The sequence below is a fragment of the Chryseobacterium sp. R2ACT005 genome (assembly GCF_049949215.1).
In the GTDB taxonomy this organism is placed as follows: Bacteria; Bacteroidota; Bacteroidia; order Flavobacteriales; family Weeksellaceae; genus Chryseobacterium.
This window is the reverse complement of record NZ_CP188192.1, coordinates 2,974,805-2,993,918: the sequence shown is the minus strand read 5'-3', so window position 1 is coordinate 2,993,918 and position 19,114 is coordinate 2,974,805. Positions and strand designations below refer to the sequence as shown.

17 protein-coding genes are annotated in these 19,114 nt (G+C 35.7%); 13 read left to right on the top strand and 4 right to left on the bottom strand.

The genetic code is table 11. The features are described 5' to 3' along the window. Positions 1-57: 57 nt before the first annotated feature. The 5 genes from ACPF63_RS13705 (at position 58) to ACPF63_RS13685 (ending at position 6,504) form a co-directional block, all read left to right on the top strand. Positions 58-480, top strand: a complete 423-nt coding sequence (locus ACPF63_RS13705) for a DUF5684 domain-containing protein (RefSeq protein WP_426480284.1) — start codon at positions 58-60, stop codon at positions 478-480. Positions 481-852: 372 nt separating this feature from the next. Next, positions 853-2,745: a DUF3857 domain-containing protein gene (locus tag ACPF63_RS13700; protein WP_426480283.1), complete on the top strand. Its 1,893-nt coding sequence runs from the start codon at positions 853-855 to the stop codon at positions 2,743-2,745. A 2-nt stretch (positions 2,746-2,747) separates the two neighbouring features. Further along, complete coding sequence (locus tag ACPF63_RS13695) at positions 2,748-4,682, top strand: transglutaminase domain-containing protein (protein WP_426480282.1); 1,935 nt, start codon at positions 2,748-2,750, stop codon at positions 4,680-4,682. A gap of 102 nt (positions 4,683-4,784) precedes the next feature. Continuing rightward, positions 4,785-5,609: an RsiV family protein gene (locus tag ACPF63_RS13690; RefSeq protein ID WP_077415106.1), complete on the top strand. Its 825-nt coding sequence runs from the start codon at positions 4,785-4,787 to the stop codon at positions 5,607-5,609. A gap of 4 nt (positions 5,610-5,613) precedes the next feature. Next, on the top strand, positions 5,614-6,504 hold the full coding sequence (locus ACPF63_RS13685; protein WP_426480281.1) for a diacylglycerol/lipid kinase family protein: 891 nt from the start codon (positions 5,614-5,616) through the stop codon (positions 6,502-6,504). Between the two features lie 187 nt (positions 6,505-6,691). Here ACPF63_RS13685 and ACPF63_RS13680 read toward each other — a convergent pair whose 3' ends face one another. Next, complete coding sequence (locus tag ACPF63_RS13680; RefSeq protein WP_426480280.1) at positions 6,692-7,972, bottom strand: dicarboxylate/amino acid:cation symporter; 1,281 nt, start codon at positions 7,970-7,972, stop codon at positions 6,692-6,694. A gap of 180 nt (positions 7,973-8,152) precedes the next feature. Further along, a complete protein-coding gene (gene ggt / locus ACPF63_RS13675) occupies positions 8,153-9,841 on the bottom strand; it encodes a gamma-glutamyltransferase (protein WP_426480279.1) in 1,689 nt (562 codons plus the stop codon). A gap of 216 nt (positions 9,842-10,057) precedes the next feature. On the opposite strand from ggt, the gene ACPF63_RS13670 reads away from it, so the two are divergent. Next, complete coding sequence (locus ACPF63_RS13670) at positions 10,058-11,023, top strand: NAD-dependent epimerase/dehydratase family protein (protein ID WP_219072437.1); 966 nt, start codon at positions 10,058-10,060, stop codon at positions 11,021-11,023. An 84-nt stretch (positions 11,024-11,107) separates the two neighbouring features. Further along, complete coding sequence (locus ACPF63_RS13665; protein ID WP_426480278.1) at positions 11,108-11,860, top strand: polysaccharide deacetylase; 753 nt, start codon at positions 11,108-11,110, stop codon at positions 11,858-11,860. 132 nt (positions 11,861-11,992) lie between these two features. On the opposite strand, the gene ACPF63_RS13660 is transcribed toward ACPF63_RS13665, so the two are convergent. Together ACPF63_RS13660 and ACPF63_RS13655 are read right to left on the bottom strand one after the other, a co-directional pair. Then, positions 11,993-13,198 (bottom strand): metallophosphoesterase, encoded by a 1,206-nt coding sequence (locus tag ACPF63_RS13660; RefSeq protein WP_426480277.1) that lies wholly within the window; start codon positions 13,196-13,198, stop codon positions 11,993-11,995. A 69-nt stretch (positions 13,199-13,267) separates the two neighbouring features. After that, a complete protein-coding gene (locus tag ACPF63_RS13655) occupies positions 13,268-14,335 on the bottom strand; it encodes a 3-oxoacyl-ACP synthase III family protein (RefSeq protein ID WP_219072438.1) in 1,068 nt (355 codons plus the stop codon). 101 nt (positions 14,336-14,436) lie between these two features. On the opposite strand from ACPF63_RS13655, the gene ACPF63_RS13650 reads away from it, so the two are divergent. The 6 genes from ACPF63_RS13650 (at position 14,437) to rny (ending at position 19,054) form a co-directional block, all read left to right on the top strand. Continuing rightward, complete coding sequence (locus ACPF63_RS13650; protein ID WP_077415092.1) at positions 14,437-15,006, top strand: hypothetical protein; 570 nt, start codon at positions 14,437-14,439, stop codon at positions 15,004-15,006. 72 nt (positions 15,007-15,078) lie between these two features. Then, complete coding sequence (gene ubiE / locus ACPF63_RS13645; protein WP_426483221.1) at positions 15,079-15,741, top strand: bifunctional demethylmenaquinone methyltransferase/2-methoxy-6-polyprenyl-1,4-benzoquinol methylase UbiE; 663 nt, start codon at positions 15,079-15,081, stop codon at positions 15,739-15,741. A gap of 3 nt (positions 15,742-15,744) precedes the next feature. Then, positions 15,745-16,527, top strand: a complete 783-nt coding sequence (locus ACPF63_RS13640; RefSeq protein ID WP_047383392.1) for a porin family protein — start codon at positions 15,745-15,747, stop codon at positions 16,525-16,527. A 47-nt stretch (positions 16,528-16,574) separates the two neighbouring features. Beyond that, a complete protein-coding gene (locus ACPF63_RS13635; protein ID WP_228408711.1) occupies positions 16,575-16,967 on the top strand; it encodes a hypothetical protein in 393 nt (130 codons plus the stop codon). Next, positions 16,967-17,254, top strand: coding sequence for a cell division protein ZapA (locus tag ACPF63_RS13630; RefSeq protein ID WP_105701518.1), 288 nt, complete (start codon positions 16,967-16,969; stop codon positions 17,252-17,254). Before ACPF63_RS13635 ends, ACPF63_RS13630 begins: the two co-directional genes overlap by 1 nt. Positions 17,255-17,488: 234 nt before the next feature. Continuing rightward, positions 17,489-19,054: a ribonuclease Y gene (gene rny / locus ACPF63_RS13625; protein WP_426480276.1), complete on the top strand. Its 1,566-nt coding sequence runs from the start codon at positions 17,489-17,491 to the stop codon at positions 19,052-19,054. The last annotated feature ends 60 nt before the right edge of the window (positions 19,055-19,114 follow it).

Below are 19,114 nucleotides of genomic sequence, written 5' to 3'. Positions count from 1 at the left end.
AGCTTCTAATTATTTAGAAGCTTTTTTTATATTTGGACAAACCAAAAAAACAATAATATGTTAACTCTTTTACAAACAGACCCTTATAATGGGGCAGATGCAGTGTCTGGTGCAGCCGCTGCAGGATTAGGACTCGGAACAATGTTCTTCGGTCTATTATGCTATATATTCTATGGATATTGCATGTACAAAATCTTTCAGAAGGCAGGAAGACAAGATGCCTGGGCCGCTTTTATCCCGATTTATAATTCAATAGTATTGCTGGAAATAGTGAAAAAACCAATATGGTGGATCATTCTTTTCTTTATTCCGTTGGTAAATATCTATGCATTTTGGGTTGTATATGACAGACTTGCTAAAGGTTTTGCCAAAGAAACTCCTCTGTACACTATTCTGATTCTCCTTTTTGGATTTATCTTTATTCCTGTACTGGGACTTGGAGGTGATCAGTATGATAGTAAACTGGTTCCAAATGATTAAAAAGAAAATGTAAAAACGTAAAGACTTCAGAAATGAGGTCTTTTTTTATTGTAGAATTAATTGTACTTCTGTTTATTATTAATTCTACAGATTTTGAATTATATGAATCATAATTTATTTTAAATTTGAAACGCAGACAATATGGAGTTTACCACTTCATGGCACAGAATAAATATCTAGAATAAGTATAAATATTCTGTTTTAACTTTTCAGAATATAATAATGAAAAGTTGATAATGTGTTCATATCCTTATAAGTACATTTAAAAAAGTACTTTTTAAGTATTAGGTTAAGGCTTCACAATGTTGAAGCCTTTTATATTTTTTTTAACAGTTATTAAGATTTTCTTATTTTTGCTTAATTTTAATAACTATGATGAAAATATTAGTTCTTGGGGCGTTCTCTGTTGCCTCATTATATTTTGCACAAAGCTATCCTGCTTCTGCTATTCCTGAGAATTTAAAGAAAAATGCTAATGCTGTTATACGAAAAGATTTTACAACGGCTCAGATCAATAAAGTTGATCAGATAAAATATCAGCATAATACAGTTACTACGGTTTTAAACAAAGACGGTAATGATCAGGCTACAGCCTATATTCCTTATGATAAGCAAAGACGTATTTCAAATATAAAAGTAACCATTTATGATGAAGCCGGAAAAAAGATTAAAAGTGTTTCAAAGTCTGATTTTCAGGATATAGCAAACAATCCTCAGGGGATCTTTTATTCTGATAACAGAGTCTTGGTATATTCGTATACACCGGCTCAGTATCCTTATACCGTTGACTTTTCTTATGAAACTGATGACGAAAACACAGTTTTCATCCCTGATTTTGTGCCATTTACTTCTATCAAAACATCACTGGAAGAAGCACAGTTTAAAATCATTAATACTTCAGGAATTGAACTTCGCTTTAAGGTCTACCCATCAAAATACAATTATGCTTCTGTTATAGAAAGCGGCAGTGCAAATGATAAAACCTATTCATATAAAAACGTACCTGCTATAGACGATGCTTTTATGATACCGCAGCCTGTTAAAATCTTGCCTGCAGTAAACTTTGCACTGGCAAAATTCAGTTTGGCAGGAAAACAGGGGACTTTAAATAACTGGACAGATTTCGGAACCTGGATTTATAATGATCTTCTGATACCCGTTTCAGCTTCTACTCCTTCAATCAAGGCTGAAGTGGCATCTTTACAACTCCAGGGATCTGTGGAAGATAAGGTGAAGAAAATTTATCAGTACATGCAGAACAAAAGCAGATATATTGCTGTGGCTTTAGGAATAGGGGGCTGGCAGCCTATGATGCCGGATGAGGTTCAGAAAAAAGGTTATGGAGACTGTAAGGGACTTACGAATTATATGAAAGTTCTTCTGAATGAAGCAGGAATTCCTTCCAATTATTGTATCATTACTTCCGGCCGTTCTCAGGTTTCCTTTGATCCTGAATTTCCTTCTATGGGTGGTAACCACGTTATCCTGATGGTTCCGACTGAAAAAGGAAATATCTGGCTTGAAAACACTTCACAACAGATGGCTTTTAACCATTTGAGCTACAGTACAACGGATAGAAATGTACTGGCAGTAACCCCAAAAGGAATTGAATTGATCAATACGCCTGTGTATAAAGCCGAACAAAATAAGGAAAAACAGGTGTTGAAAATTAACCTTAACGAGGATAACAGTATTACTGGGGCAGGTAATTTTTTCTACACGGGAAATCAATATGATTATAATTTAAGATTCGTAAATCTCAATCCAAAAGAGAAAAATGACGCGGTAAAAGCAAACTTTGACATTTTAAACTTTGAAAAAGTGGAAATGAAAAACTTTACCAATGACAGAGACAAGGCTGTTATTACATATGACCTTGATTTTAAGACCAATAATTTTTCTAAAAAAGCAGGAAACAGCCTTTTATTCAGATCTGTACCCATTTTTTCTGATGTTGTTTATAAGACAGATGAGAACCGTGAACTTCCTTTTGAAGTCAATATGTCCTTTGAAGATGAATATGAAATTGCTTTTATTCTTCCTATGGGCTATAAAATTGATGAAACTCCGGATAATTCAAACATCACTTCTGAATTTGGTTCCTATAAGCTAAGCTTTGTAAAAAATGATAATCAGATAAAAGTAACAAGAAAAATGCAGATCAATAAAGGTCTGTACCCAAAAGAAAAATACAATGACTACATCAATTTCAGAAAAAAAATTCTGAACATGGATAATTCAAAAATTTTAATAACAAAAATATAACCATGAAAAAACTAATAGTATTGGTCCTTTGCTCTGCCAATGCAATAATGATTAATGCTCAGAAGAAATACGAATTTCTGAATCCTCCGAAATTTAACGATGCAGATTTGTCTAAAGCTAAATCTTTATTGGATGAAAATGCTCCTGCTGAAATTTTGTATAAATCTGCTTATTTTATGGTGGATGCAAACACAGGAAATCTGCATAAAAGATATTATTATAGAGTTAAGATTTATGATAAAGATAAGGCTGAAGACTGGCTGAATCTTGAAATCCCTATTTATAATGTTGGAACCAACAGAGAATCATTGGGTAAGTTCAAGGCTTTTACATACAATCTTGAAAACGGAAACACAGTTCCGGTGAAAGTGGAAAAAAGTTCACAATATAGAAGTAAGGAGAATAAATATGTTACCCTGACAAAATTTGCTTTTCCAAGTGTAAAAAATGGATCAGTCTTAGAATATCAGTATGAAATTGTATCTCCGTTCCGATTTATGATTCCAGAGGTATTGATAGAATCTGATACTCCTTCACTGAATACAGAATATGTTTTTGATACTCCTATCAATATGTCTTACAATGTAAACTATACTGGAGGGCTTTCACCTAAATACAGGGAAATGGAGGAAAGGAATCTGTACGGTGCCCAATACAAAACCTTTAGATTTGCTTATGAAAACCTGAAAGGCTTTAAAACTGAAAAATTTGTAAGAAATGACAGGAACTTCAGAACGAAAATCAGTGCAGAGCTCAACTCTACTAATTTCGGTGAGCTTAAACTCTATTCATCATCATGGGATCAGATTGGGAAAAGACTTTATGAAAGTGACGATTTTGGAGGAGAACTGAAAAGAACAAAACTGGCAAAAGAAAACATGCCGGCAGGAGTTTCAGAAATGAAAACCGATCTTGAAAAGGCAAATGCTATTTTTTCATATGTTCAGAAAACTTTTACCTGGAATAAAGATAAAGGAATTTATACAGAAGATGGTATCAAAAAATTGTTGGAAACTAAAGTTGGAAATGCAGCAGAAATCAACCTTTTTCTGGTAATGATGCTTCGCGAAGCCGGGCTTAAGGCTGATCCGCTGGTAATTTCTACCGTGGAAAACGGATTGATTAATCTGGTGTCTCCCAATATTTCCAATATGAATTTTGTATTGGCTGCGATCAATATTGATAAGCAACTGCATATTTATGATGCTACCTCAAAGCAATCCTCTCTGGATGAAATTCCTCTTAAAAACTGGAATCAATATGGGATTTTGGTAACTAAAGAAAAGGCTCTGCAGATTCAAATGTCCAATGTGAAATCAAGCAATACTTTCCTTACAGTCAATGGTAAGATTAATGATGACGGAAGTATTTCCGGAACCTATTCAGACAGAGATACAGGTGCCTATGCCATGTATGTGAAAGACAGCTATGATGATAATGCAGAAAAATATAAAAAGCAGTATAAAGAAAACTTTTCTATGGACTTTACGGATATTAATTCAAAAGTGTTGGAAAATGGAGATTTTGAAAGCAGCATGAAATTCTCTTCAATGAACCTTATTGACAGAGTAGGAAAGAAAATGATCATCAATCCGATGCTATTTTTAAACAAAAGTTCCAATGAGTTTGACCAAACGGAAGCCAGACAGTATCCCATCGATTTTGGATCGCCTATCACCAAAGTGAAAAAAATCACTCTTGAAATTCCTGAAGGTTATGTAATTGAGGAAATGCCTAAAGAAAAAAGGATCGTTACCGAAGATAAAGAAATAGCCTATACCTATTCTGTAGAACAAAAAGGAAATAAGCTGGAAGTGACTACCACAACGAAAGTTAGCAGTTCAGATTATCCGAAAGAATATTATCCTGCATTTAAACAAATCTGGGGAGTAGCATCTAAGTTTGAAAATCAGGTAATAAGCCTTGTTAAAAAGTAATATTTAAGAAAACTTAAGCAAGATTTATAAAAAAAATAAAGTTTTTTCAAAAACCATTCATCTTTTGAATGGTTTTTGTATTTGATATCAAAAATTAGAATTATGAAAAATACGATTGCTGTTATAGCATTATCTTCTTTCTTAGCAGTGACTGCCTGTAAAAAAAATGAAAAGGCAGGGCCAGTAGAAAAAACTGAAAATAAAACCACTGAAGGATTTGTGGTAGACTCTGTGAAAGTGAATGATTCTACAAAGATTACAGACTCTTTAAAAGTGAGCTACACTTCAAAACTGTTGGTTTTTCCATCATTGAAAGATAAAAAGCTATTAGACAGTATCTATTTCCAGAATGAAAAAATCAAAGACTTTTCCAAAGCAGGCCTTCAGGCTTATCTTGATAAAGAAAAGAATGATTATTTCAGTTCTATGAAAAATGATAATAAAGATTGGGTTTCAGATGTTACCTATGCTCAGAATTGGTATTCAAGCTCACATATGAATCTGATTTCCAATGCAAACAATTATATGCATATCCAGTATGTAGGAAGCGGATATGAAGGGGGGGCACATGATAATTATGGTTTTTCAGAAAGAGTTTTTGATCTTAAAAACAGTAAAAAATTAGAACTGAAAGATATTACTTCAATGCCTAAGAATAAAATTGAAGCAATTCTGATGAAAAATATCGACAAAATCAACAGTGGAACAATGGATGGTGACGGAGAAGTGAAAAACTCGGAAATGCTGCTAGTTGAGAAAATTCCAGCATCCGATAACTTCTATTTTGATGATAAAAATCTGTATTTCCATTACAGCCCTTACGAAATTGCCGCTTTTGCTGCAGGAGATATCACCATTCCTGTTTCATGGGAAGACCTTAAAGGGACATTAAATGCTGAATTTAAAGAAAGAATGAAAATTAAGTAAATTAATGCTTCCAGATCAGGAAGCATTTTTTAATTTTGCGGTAATGGAAAAAGTAGCTTTTATTATCAACCCTTTTTCGGCCAAAAAAAACTATCAGCCGTTTTTGAACGAACTTAAAAAAAAGGTTAACAACCCGTTGTATTATGTGTCAGAATCTATTCCGGGAACAGATGAGTTTATTCAGGCTCATTTTGAAGAGGTGGACATTTTTGTGGCAATAGGAGGGGATGGTACAATTTCTACCGTAGCCAAAAATCTGATTAATACAGAAAAAATTCTGGCTATTTTTCCTGCTGGTTCAGGAAACGGATTTTCCAATGAAACCCAGTTCAGTAAAAATCTGGATGAACTTTTAGAAAAAATAAGAATCAAAAATTCCAGAAAGATTGATACTTTTACAGTGAATGACAGGCTTTCTATCAATGTTTCAGGAACAGGATTTGACGGTAAAGTTGTCAAGGAATTTGAAAAAACAACCCGCGGATTCAAAAATTATATCAAAGTTTCCTTAAAAACCTTCTTCAACTATAAACCCATCAAGGTGAAGTTTTTTGACGAAGAATATCAGCAGTACAACGGAAGATATCTGATGATGAATATTGCCAATACCCGCCAGTTTGGAAACAACGCTTACATTGCTCCAAAAGCAAGCAAAAGTGATGGTTTGGTGGATATGGTTTTGGTGAAGAAGTTTCCTCTGACCTATTCTGCGCTGTTTGCTTTCAGAATGTTCACCAAAAGATTGAAAGATGATGAATATGTCACTTATCTCCCGGTTTCTGAAATATCATTTAAAGTCAATACCAAAAACTGGCATCTGGACGGTGAATTCAATAAAATCAAATCACCAGTTCATGTTAAAGTACAGCCGGCAAGCTTAAGTATTTTGATTTAAGGTTTCAGGTTGACCGTTGTTTGTTGCTACTTTCTTTTGTTACTAGTTGATTATTGATGAATCTTGATTTATGATTTCATATAAAAAATTCACCATTCATTTGCAAAGCAAAATTCACTATTGACCTTAATAAACTTCCACTGAAGCTTCATAGAATACCTCCTGATATCTATGATCTGCTACCTGTTTATACTTCCAGCTTTTTCTCAACTTCAGCCGGATGATCCAGACAATATTGAAGCTGTTTTTTATCAAGCTGTTTTTCCCAGTTGGCAACCACTACGGTAGCTACAGAATTTCCGATTACATTCGTCAGCGCTCTGCATTCACTCATAAATTTATCGATCCCAAGAATTAATGTCATTCCGGCAATTGGAATTTCCGGAACTACAGCCAGGGTTGCTGCCAGGGTTACAAATCCGGCTCCGGTAACGCCAGCTGCTCCTTTTGAGCTTAACATGGCTACCAGAAGAAGCATCAGCTGTTTTTCAATAGGAAGATGGATGTTTAATGCCTGTGCGATAAACAGAGAGGCAAGTGTCATATAAATATTGGTTCCATCAAGATTGAAAGAATATCCTGTAGGCACTACAAGACCTACAATAGCTCTCGAACAGCCCGCTTTTTCAAGTTTTTCCATGATTCCCGGAAGAGCAGACTCTGAAGAGCTGGTTCCCAAAACAAGAAGAAGTTCTTCTTTAAGGTAAAAAAGAAACTTGAAAATGTTAAATCCGTTATACCATGCTATCGCTCCTAACACCAACACCACAAAAAGAGCAGAAGTGATGTAAAATGTGCCGACCAAAAAAATAAGATTTATAACCGAGTGAAGTCCGTACTTTCCGATAGTAAACGCCATAGCCCCGAATGCTCCGATGGGTGCCATTTTCATAAGCATATGAACGATTTTAAATACCGGAGTTGATAGATCCTGTAAAAAATCGGTTACTTTCTGGCTTTTTTCTTTTGTTAAAACCAAAGCCACTCCCATTAAAATAGCAACCAAAAGAACCTGAAGAATATTATCACCCACCAAAGGACTGAATAAAGTCTCCGGAATAATATTCATAATGAATCCTGTAAGCGTTGATTCATGAGCTTTTGCCTGGTATTGTGAAACATCACCTGAGAGAGTAGCAGGATCAATGTTTAAACCATGGCCCGGCTGTAAGATATTTCCTACCAATAATCCGATGATAAGCGCAAGAGTTGAAAATGTAAAGAAATAGATCATTGCTTTTATGGCAATCCGGCCTACTTTTTTCAAATCGGTCATATGGGCGATTCCCAAAGTAAGCGTAATGAAAATTACCGGGGCGATAATCATTTTCACCAATTTGATGAATCCATCTCCAAGAGGTTTCATTTTTTCTCCCAATTCGGGATAAAATTTTCCAAGAAGAATACCGGCAACTATCGCTATAATCACCTGGAAATAAAGCTGATTGTATATTTTTTTTGCTTTCAAAGAACAGTCGTTTTGTTTTTTTAAGGGCGAAAATTAAGAAAATTTATCTGAAAACATGACAAAAGTCATTGAAAAGATCTGCAGCAGTAGATTGATCAGTAAAAAGCTCCGGCTTCATTCTAAAAGGCAAAGCCTTTTAGAATGAAGCCGGAGCTGTATTATAATATTGACAGATGATATTTATTCCACTGCAACAGAGTCATCTCCGCGGCCGTCTGCCACTGCATGGATGCTTCCGTTTTCATCAAGAACAATCATTTCTGTTTTTCCGATGTATTTGATCTTTTCAATGACATAATTTTTGCTTTTCAGCTCCGAAATTGTGCTTTCAGGAAAATTATTTTCTACCGTAATAGTTTCCGGAAGCCACTGGTGATGGAATTTTGGTGTATTCACTGACATATTTGCGTTCAGTTTAAAATCCACAACATTCACAATAGACTGATATACCGAGGTTGGGATCGTTGTTCCTCCGGGAGTTCCCACTACCATATAAGGTTTTCCATTCTTAAGGAGTATAGTTGGGGTCATGGAAGAAAGCATTCTCTTGTTAGGCTGGATCGAATTGGCTTCTCCGCCTACTGCTCCGAACATGTTTGGTACACCCGGTTTGATAGAGAAATCATCCATTTCATTATTTAAAAAGAATCCTGCTCCTGAAACCAATACTTTACTTCCATAATAACCGTTAAGAGTTGTGGTTACAGAAGCAGCATTTCCATCCTTATCCAATACGGAAATATGAGTAGTCTGCATAGATTCTTTAGGCTGTTCTATGATTTTGCCAACCTCTGCACTTGGAGTTGCTTTATCAAAACTGAAGCTTTTCCATCTTCCTTTCAGATAGTCATCAGAGATCAGGTAAGAAGTTTTATCCTGAATAAAATCCGGATCTCCCATATATTCTGCTCTGTCTGCAAAAGCTCTTCGCTCTGCCTCAGTCATGATCTGAACTGCTTTTGTAGAGTTTTGCTGGTATTTTTCAAGGTTTTCAAAACTTGCCATTCTCAGCATTTGAGCCAGAAGAACTCCGCCGCTTGAAGGTAAAGGCATGGTTACCACATTACTTCCTTTGTATTCAAATTCAAGAGCTTTTCTCTCTGCAACCTTATAATTCTTAAGATCTTCCAATGTGATGATTCCGTTACCTCTTTTCATTTCAGCAACCAGAAGATCAGCTGTTTTCCCCTCATAAAAGCCTTTTGCCCCCGATTTTTGAATCAATTTCAAGGTTTCGGCCAGGTCTTTCTGGATCAATAAATCTCCCGCTTTCCATGGAGCATCTTTTACGAAAATGATAGAAGATTTATTATGTTTCTGGAATTTTTCCCTTTGGTTATTCAGCATTTCTGCTTCCTTGTCGGTAATAGCAAATCCTTTTTCCGCAAGATCAATGGCAGGCTGGATAATCTTTTCCATAGGCAGTTTGCAGTATTTCAGGGTAGCAAAAAAACCCGCTACACTTCCGGGAATACCCACTGCCAGTCTTCCGTTTTGGGAAAGATCTGTATCTGCTTTCCCTTTTTTATCAATGTACATATCCCTGGAAGCCTTTTTCGGAGCAGTTTCCCTGTAGTCCAATGTGAATTTTTCCCCATTATTTTTTACGCCTACTAAAAACCCGCCACCACCAATGTTTCCGGCCTGAGGATACACTACAGCAAGGGCATATTGTGTTGCTGTAACGGCATCATAGGCATTTCCGCCCATCTTTAAGATTTTGGCTCCAGCTTCACTGGCTAACGGATGTGCAGATACTACAACACCTTTATTTTTTACCTGTGCTTCCTTGATGATATTGAAATTGGTAAACTGAGCCCAGCTAAATGGGCTGGCCAGTAAAATCGAAGCAATTAAAATCTTCTTCATATGATTGTTTTCTTTGAAACAAAATTATTGAATTTTAAGTTAATCATAGACTGTGATCACTGCATTTGATTTTTTCTATTGTTTAAAAGAGAATTTTAACTGTTTAAGTTGAATATATCCGTATTCATTATTGGGGGAGTGTTTTTTAAATACACCTTTTTTATTATGGTTGGCATGTTTTTTTTACTTTTGTACAATTCTAAAAAAATCTGAAAAATGGAATCCTATACGGAAAGAATACTGATTACAGGTGCCTTGGGACAAATTGGTACCGAACTTACGAACAGACTTGTTGAAATCCACGGAGCGGAGAACGTTGTTGCTTCAGGATTGGACAGATGGCAGGAAGGAATTACTTCTGCCGGACACTATGAAAGAATGGATGTTACCAATACACAATTGGTAAGACAGGTGATTAAAGATTACGATATCACTACAGTGTATCACCTGGCTTCGCTTTTATCCGGAACTTCGGAAAAGCAGCCTGTTTTCGCTTGGAAACTGAATCTTGAGCCATTGCTTCATTTTTGTGAAATGGCGAAAGAAGGGCTTCTGAAAAAGATCTTCTGGCCAAGTTCTATCGCTGTATTTGGAAAAGGAATTCCAAAACATGATGTGGGACAAGATGTAGTGTTGAATCCTACAACGGTTTATGGGATCTCCAAAATGGCAGGGGAGAAGTGGTGTGAATACTATTTCGATAAATATGGTGTAGATGTAAGAAGTATCAGATATCCTGGATTGATCTCATGGAAAACTCCGGCAGGGGGTGGAACTACTGACTATGCTGTTGAGATTTTCTATAAAGCAATTGAAGATGGAAAGTATACAAGTTTCATTTCCGAAGATACAGGAATGCCGATGTTGTATATGGACGATGCCATCAATGCAACCTTGAAATTAATGGATGCTCCGAAAGAAAGTTTATCTGTTCGCTCTTCTTATAATTTAGGTGGAATGTCATTTACTCCAAAAGAATTGGCAGCAGAAATCAAGAAAGAAATTCCAGATTTTGCTATTGATTATAACCCGGATTTCAGACAGGCAATTGCAGATTCATGGCCGGCTTCTATTGATGATTCAGTCGCCAAAAAAGACTGGGGTCTTACTTATGATTTCGGAATTTCTGAAATGACTAAGGATATGATCAAGAATCTGAAGATAAAATTAAGCAAGAATTAATAATATAAAGTAATACTTTAATTAATAATTGTTTTAATATCTGATTTATAGTATTTTATGTAATTTATATAAATTTTAATTTAAATGGTATTATTGACTTTTAACATCACCTGTATTGAAGCTGAAGTAAAAAACGGCTCCCAAATAACTGATGATGAGCGATTGAAAATTATAGAAAATAATACCAGAGCAATTCTTAGAATTTTAGATATTCATGATATCAAATCAAGTTTTTTCGTAGAGGTTTCTCTTATCGGAAAACTTCAGAATTTAATAAAAGCAATTTCATCCAAAGGGCATGAAATTGCTTTTTATAATAAAGACTCAAATCCTGAAGAAATTGAAAATGCTAAAAAGAATATTCAGGGTCTGCTGGAAAAACAGATCAGGGGAATTCGTCAAAAAGATGTAAAGGTTTCACAGGAAATTTTGAAGCTGATGGAATTTAATTATGTTTCCAATATCGACAATGCCAATATTCTTTTTCCTTTCAAAAGACTCAAAAGAGATACGGAAATTACAGAAGAGGACGGACTAAGTATTGTTCCTGAAAGTATCTCTCCTTACAGTCAGCTTCCCTATAATGATTTCGTGTTTCAGATTCTGCCGATGAAGTATTACCAGAATATGGTCCTGGAAACATTGCAGAATGAAGAATTTGTACTGATCTACCTGAACACATGGCAGTTTACAGATTTCAAGAAATACCGTTTTGATATCCCTTTTTACCGGAGCTTATTTTCGGGTAAAAAAATGGAGGACAAACTAGATGCCCTCCTTACTTTTCTCAATGACAGGGAAATGGCTACCTCCCGTATGAAAGATTATATTTTTTAGGGAGTAGATGATAGGCTGCAGGTAATAGGTATTAGGTGGCAGGGAGTAAGGAGACTGTTTCTCATGATAACAGAGGTATTAAATTTCTAAACCTCTAACTTTAAACCTTAAACCTTAAACCTTGAACTTTAACTAGCTTAGCTCAAAAAGTGTAATCTCCGGCAATACACCCACTCTTCCCGGATATCCCAGTACTCCGAATCCTCTGTTTACATACAGTAGCTTTCCTTCGCTTTCATATAAATCAGCCCATTTTGGGTATCGGTACTGAACAGGTGACCATTTTATATTTTTAAGATCCAGTCCAAACTGCATCCCATGCGTATGTCCTGAAAGGGTCAGGTGGATGTTTGCAGGGTGCTTTTTCACCACATAATCAAAGTGGGTAGGGTCATGGCTCATTAATATCTTTGTAGCTGATTCCGGTACGTTTTTTAAAGCGTCATCTATTTTTCCGAATTGAGGGAATGGTTTTAATCCCCAGTTTTCAACGCCCAGAATGTATATTTTTTCTCCATTTTTTTCGATGACTCTGTGTTCATTTCTCAGCATATCAAAACCTGCCTGCTTTTCATAACTAATCAAAGTGTCAAGGTTTTCTTTTTTAGCTGTGGGTGACTCCCAGGATACATAATCTCCATAGTCGTGATTTCCTAATACGGCAAACTTGCCGTCTTTAGCCTGGATTTTTGAAAATAAAGGAATGAAAGGCTTGAACTCATCCGCAACGTTATTCACCATGTCTCCGGTGAATAATACCAGGTCAGGTTTTTGTTCATTAATAAGATCAATGGCGTGCTGTAATTTGCCGGGATCGGAGAAGCTTCCACTGTGAACGTCAGAAATCTGGATAATTTTATATCCTTTGAAACTTTTCGGAAGATTATTGAATTTTACCCTTACTCTTCTTACGGTATGGCGGTATTTACCAAAAGTAATTCCGTCTATGAAAAGAGCAGAAAGAACGCCTCCCATTCCCAGGCCTACGATGCTCAGGAATTTCCTTCTTTCCGGGAAGAAATTTTCTGAAGGTTTTGTAAAACCGATCAGGTAGCCTCCGGTTCTGAAAATATCATCAATTAATAAAAACAGAACTACAAAAATTTTAGGAAGGATGAAAATTAAGAATAAAGAGATCATAATCTGAGCTCTTACCGTACTTCTGTCTGATCTTTGGAAGTGGGTAACTTCGTAAGCGAAAATTCCATATACGGCTAAAGAGAGTACCCAATATCCGATTCTTATCCATGAATTATCAGTGAGTGTTCTGATAGCCTGATAAATATAAACTTCCAAAAACAGGAAGATTCCAGCGATAATTAAAAAATTCTTTTGCATGTTCTGATTAAAAAAAGCACAAAGAATAACTTCCCTGTGCTTTTATATTTTTTTTGTTTATTAAATATTTTAAGGAAATCTGTAAACGAGCGCATTGATGTTCATTCCGGCACCTACCGAAGTCATCACAATGTTCCCATTCTCTTTAAACGATTGACCTTCCATTTTTCCTTTAATTATTAAATCATACATGGTAGGAATTGTTGCTACAGAAGTGTTTCCAAGATCCTGAATCGTCATAGGAGAGATCGCATGATCGTATTCTTTGATGTCATACAACCTGTGAAGTCTTTCAATCATAGCGTAATCCATTTTAGCGTTTGCCTGGTGAATTAAGATTTTATCTATATCTTCAATAGAAAGACCTGCATCTGTAATGGTATCTTTGATAGCATCCGGTACATTTTTAAGAGCGTATTCGTAAATCTTTCTTCCCAGCATTCTTACATAAAGGCGCTTCTGATCTGCTTCTTTATTGATAGAAGGTTGATTTTCAAGGTAGTTTAATTCCGGGCCGTTGTCACAGATTGTGTTGTGGGCAATAATTCCTACATTCTCTTCATCAGTTGCTTTTACCACTACGGCTCCGGCACCATCAGCAAAGATCATTCTGTTTCTGTCATATGGATCTGTTACTCTGCTTAAAGTTTCAGCGCCGATGACAAGAATTGTTTTGGCAACTTTAGCTTTAATTAAATTATCAGACAAAATCATAGCTTCTACCCATCCAGGACATCCGAAAATCATATCATACGTTACGCATTTTCTGTTTTTAATGCCCAGTTTATTCTTTACTCTTGCTGCCATTGTTGGCATAAAATCAGCATATCCGTTTTCAGTAACTTCCCCGAAATTGCTTGCATAAATGATATAATCCAATTCTTCACCATCCACTTTTGCATCCTCAAGGGCAATTTTTGCAGCTTCATAACCGATTTGTGAGTTGGAAAGATCATCTTCAATGAATCTCCTGTTTTCGATTTCTGTAATCTCTACAAATTTCGCAATGGTCTCTTCCACAGGCTTTTCAATCTTTACTCCGTCTTCTGTGTAGAACTCGGAATTCATGAAGTAATCTCTACCAATAACTCTGTTCGGAATATAAGATCCAGAGCCAATAATGATCGTATTCGGCATTCGTTTATATGGTTTTTTTAAAGATGCAAAGTTAATAATTAATATTAATAACGGAGAATTAAAAATATTATTAAATTTGCAAAAATTGTACTTTACAATCTATGAAAAACAACTCGTCCTTAAAAGGCTTACTTATTGCAGCTGTGGTGTTTATCATTGCCTTTGGGATCTACTTCCTTTTTTTAGCCAAGAAGAATTATTATGTTGTAGATAATCCTACCCCGAATACGTATTACTTTAAGATCAATAACGGATCTGAAGGAGTTATCTCTGCCGGGCAGTATGTGCATGTGGATTTGAATAAAGGGAAAAACTCTATTCAGGTTTTTGATCAGAACAAAAAAATGCTTTACGATTCAGCATTTGAAGTGAATAAGCTTCGTGGTCTGATTAATATTACACACCAGGATTACTACGTAAATGACCAGTATTACGGATACAATCTTAAAAAAGATTCGTTGCTGGCAAACCTTGATAAAACGGTCATTGATGGAAAGGATTATTACGGAGGAGCCAGACGCTTCAATAAGCTTTACACAGAAGATTTTTATTACAATGTAGATGAAGATTATGATAAAGTGATCAAGAATATCCAGAAAGTGGAATCCCGATCTAAAATCTTCAGAAAGCAGGATTACCTAAATTATTATAAAGAATATTACAAGTTTTAAGTTTTGACAAAAGATATTACCAAAGTTACTCCCTACAATTCAGAGGCTACAAAAAAAAGCCAGGTAGAGGATATGTTCGACAATATTGCACCGAAGTATGACCTTCTGAACCGTGTTTTATCCATGAAAATTGATATTTTGTGGAGAAATAAACTGGTAAAATGGATGAAAAATGATAATCCGCAGGAAGTGCTGGATGTGGCTACAGGAACGGGAGATCTGGCAATTACCATTGAAAAAGGAACCGGTTCTAAAGTAGTTGGATTAGATTTATCACAACAAATGCTGAATGTTGGCGTTATTAAAATAAAAAAACTTAAATTAGACGGCAAAATTTCCATGCAAAAAGGGGATGCAGAAAATTTACCTTTCGAGGACAATAGATTTGATGCTGTTTCCGTTGCATTTGGAGTAAGGAATTTTGAGAATCTTACCAAAGGTTTAGCAGAGTTAAGAAGAGTAGTTAAAGATAACAAAAGTGTTTATATACTGGAGTTTTCAAAGGTTGAGGGTTTCATGGGACCATTTTATATGTTTTATTTCAAAAATATATTGCCTGCCATTGGCAGATTGGTTTCTAAGGATAATAGGGCGTATACATACCTTCCGGATTCTGTAAATGCTTTTCCTTTCGGGGAGAAGATGAAGCAAATTCTTTTAAATACGGGATTTAAGAAAGTAGAATATAAAAAATTAAGTTTAGGTATAGCCACAATTTATAAAGCAACAAAGTAACCTATGAATAAATTTCTATTAAAAGCACTGGTTTTAACCTCAGTAAATGTTGCCGTTTTTGCAAACGCGCAATTCAGAACCCGAAACAGAATGGATAAGTTGGAAGATTTCGACGAGCAGAAATTCAGTTGGGGTTTTTATTTGAACGGGAACAGACTGGATTACCGCATTGTTTTGCATCCGAAATACGGGATGAATGATAATGAAAACCTTGTTACATCCAAGGAAAGCTATAGTTTCGGTGCCGGGCTTATTGCAAAATGGAGACTGAATGATTATCTTGATGTAAGGATAGAACCAGGTTTACAGTTTGCTCAAAGACAGTTGACTTTTAATACTCAATCCAATGACATTTATGCAGGTGGTTCTTTAACCAATCCTCCTTTTATGCCGTTCCCTTTACAGGAAAAGGATAAAGTAAGAGAAATTAAATCTACGTTAATTGATGTTCCTGTAATGTTGGAGCTTCACGGACAAAGATGGTACAATTCAAGGCCTTACGTTGCCGCAGGGGTGAACTATGTTGTAAACCTTCAGTCTAACTCAACTTCCACAGATGATAACATGCAGGGGATCTACAGATCAACTACCCACAACTTTGCATGGTCTGCAGAAATGGGAATTCAGTTTTATTTCAACAAATTTAAACTGACTCCAGCTGTAAGAGGAACATTCTTCATGAACAACGAGAAAGTGGCTGATAATGCTACTACACCTCCTTACTGGGCTTCTGCAATTTCAACATTACAGACAAGAGCCGTAATGTTTGTTCTGAAATTTGAATAAAAATATTCCATTGAAAATACATAGGAGGTGCATTAGCACCTCCTTTTTTGTTTGTATTTCAAAATATAGAGCGTTTTATTTTTGTTAGTGTTATTATTTTTTTATTTTTGCTTTTAGTTAGAATATACAAACCTGAAATGCTTCAAGATTTAGAAAACAATTTTTCAGAATTAGAGAGAAAGATTTCGACTCTGCAAAAGAACTATAAAAATCTTACGGAAAATTTAAAAGAATTAAATATTGAGCATGAAGAGTTGAAGAAGAAGTATGATGAGGAAAGAAGAAAGAATCAGGTATTAGCAGAAGAACAAAAAAATATAAAACTTTATTCAGCAATATCAGGAAATCCTGAACACAATAGATTAATGAAAAACCATATCAACAGATTGGTGAAAGAAATTGATTTCTGTATTGCTCAGCTTCAAAACAGTGGATTATAATGGAGATAAGGAGAATAACCGTCAACATTGCAGGAAGAGTGTATCCGCTGAACGTACCGGCAGCAGAGGAGGAAACTTTGCGAAAAGTAGGGAAGCAGATCGAGAATATGATTAAAGATTTTGAACAGAACTTCGATGTAAGAGATAAACAGGATGCTTTGGCAATGTGTGCCCTGAAACTGGGAACCAATGCAGAAGTAGTTTCTCTGAACTACGAAAAAAATATTAATTCTACCAACGAAAGGTTAATGCAGATTAATCAGTCGTTGAATGAAATCGGGAAATAGATTTTTTTTCCTGAAAAATTACTGCCTACAATAATTCTAACACATTAAAGGTAAACTCAACGCTAAACAATTACCGAACAAATGTCCATCGAATGGCGTGCCGGATTTCCGGATTACAGACAGTGGAAATCAGTTCAAATCGTGTTGATTAGGAGTTTACTCTCAATCTCTGGATTATTGTAGGCTTTTTTTATTTAACAAGGATATGAATACAATTAAAACTCAATATAAATTATGATAGAAGTTATAGTCGGTGTTGTTTGTTTAGTAATCGGGGCTGTAGTGGGAATGTTTTTCTCAAAAAGCTCTCTGAATACTAAGGCAAAATTCATCATAGATGATGCTAAGAAAAACGCCGAAAACCTTATAGAAAAAGCTAATGTACAAGCTGAATCCATAAAGAAAGAAAAGAACCTTCAGGCAAAAGAAAAATTCCTGGAACTGAAATCTCAGCATGATGCAGACATTCAGTCCCGTGAAAAGAAAATGCAGGAAGTTGAAAAGAGAACGAAAGACAAGGAGCATAAGCTGAATGATGAACTTAGCAAGACAGGAAAGCTTGAAAAAGATCTGGATAAGCAAATTGCAGATTATGCAAAGAAGACCGAAATCCTTGAAAGAAAACAGCAGGAATTAGATACAGCTAACGCTAAGAAAGTAGAAATACTTGAAAAAATCTCTAATTATACCGCTGAAGAAGCTAAAGCTGAATTGGTAGAAACCATGAGAGCGGAAGCAAAAACAAGAGCACAGGCACACGTTCAGAGCATTATGGAAGAAGCTCAGATGAATGCCAAAAACGAAGCGAGAAAAATCGTTATCCAAACGATTCAGAGAATCGGAACAGAGCAGGCTATCGAAAACTCAGTATCCGTTTTCAATATTGAATCCGATGAAGTAAAAGGTAGAATTATCGGTAGAGAAGGTAGAAATATCCGTGCTTTAGAAGCCGTAACAGGAGTTGAAATCATCGTTGATGATACCCCGGAAGCTATTCTTCTTTCATGCTTTGACCCTGTAAGAAGGGAAATTGCAAGACTATCACTTCACAGATTGGTAACCGATGGTAGAATTCACCCGGCAAGAATCGAAGAAGTAGTTGAAAAAACTAGAAAACAGATCGAAGAGGAAATCATTGAAGTAGGTAAGAGAACCATCATTGATTTAGGAATCCACGGATTACACCCTGAATTGATCAAAATCGTAGGTAGAATGAAATACCGTTCTTCTTACGGACAAAACTTACTGCAGCACTCAAGAGAAGTAGCAAACATCGCTGCAACTATGGCTGCTGAGTTAGGATTAAACGTAAAATTAGCAAAAAGAGCAGGTCTTTTACACGATATCGGTAAAGTTCCTGAGCAGGAATCAGAATTACCACACGCTTTGTTAGGAATGCAGTGGGCTGAGAAATATGGTGAAAACCCTGAAGTAGTAAACGCTATTGGAGCTCACCACGACGAAATTGAAATGAAGTCTTTATTATCTCCAATCATTCAGGTTGCAGATGCAATCTCAGGAGCAAGACCGGGAGCAAGAAGACAGGTGCTGGAATCTTATATCCAGAGATTGAAAGACCTTGAATCTGCAGCATTAAGCTTTGACGGAGTTTCCAGTGCTTATGCAATCCAGGCGGGTAGAGAACTAAGAGTAATGGTAGAGAGCGGAAAAGTGAACGATGAAGTAGCTTCTCAACTTTCTTACGATATCTCTGAGAAAATTCAGAATGAACTGACTTATCCTGGACAGGTAAAAGTAACAGTAATCAGAGAAACGAGAGCTGTGAATATTGCCAGATAATAATCAGAAAAAGATATTTGATAAAAACCTTTCAAGAAATTGAAAGGTTTTTTATTTTTA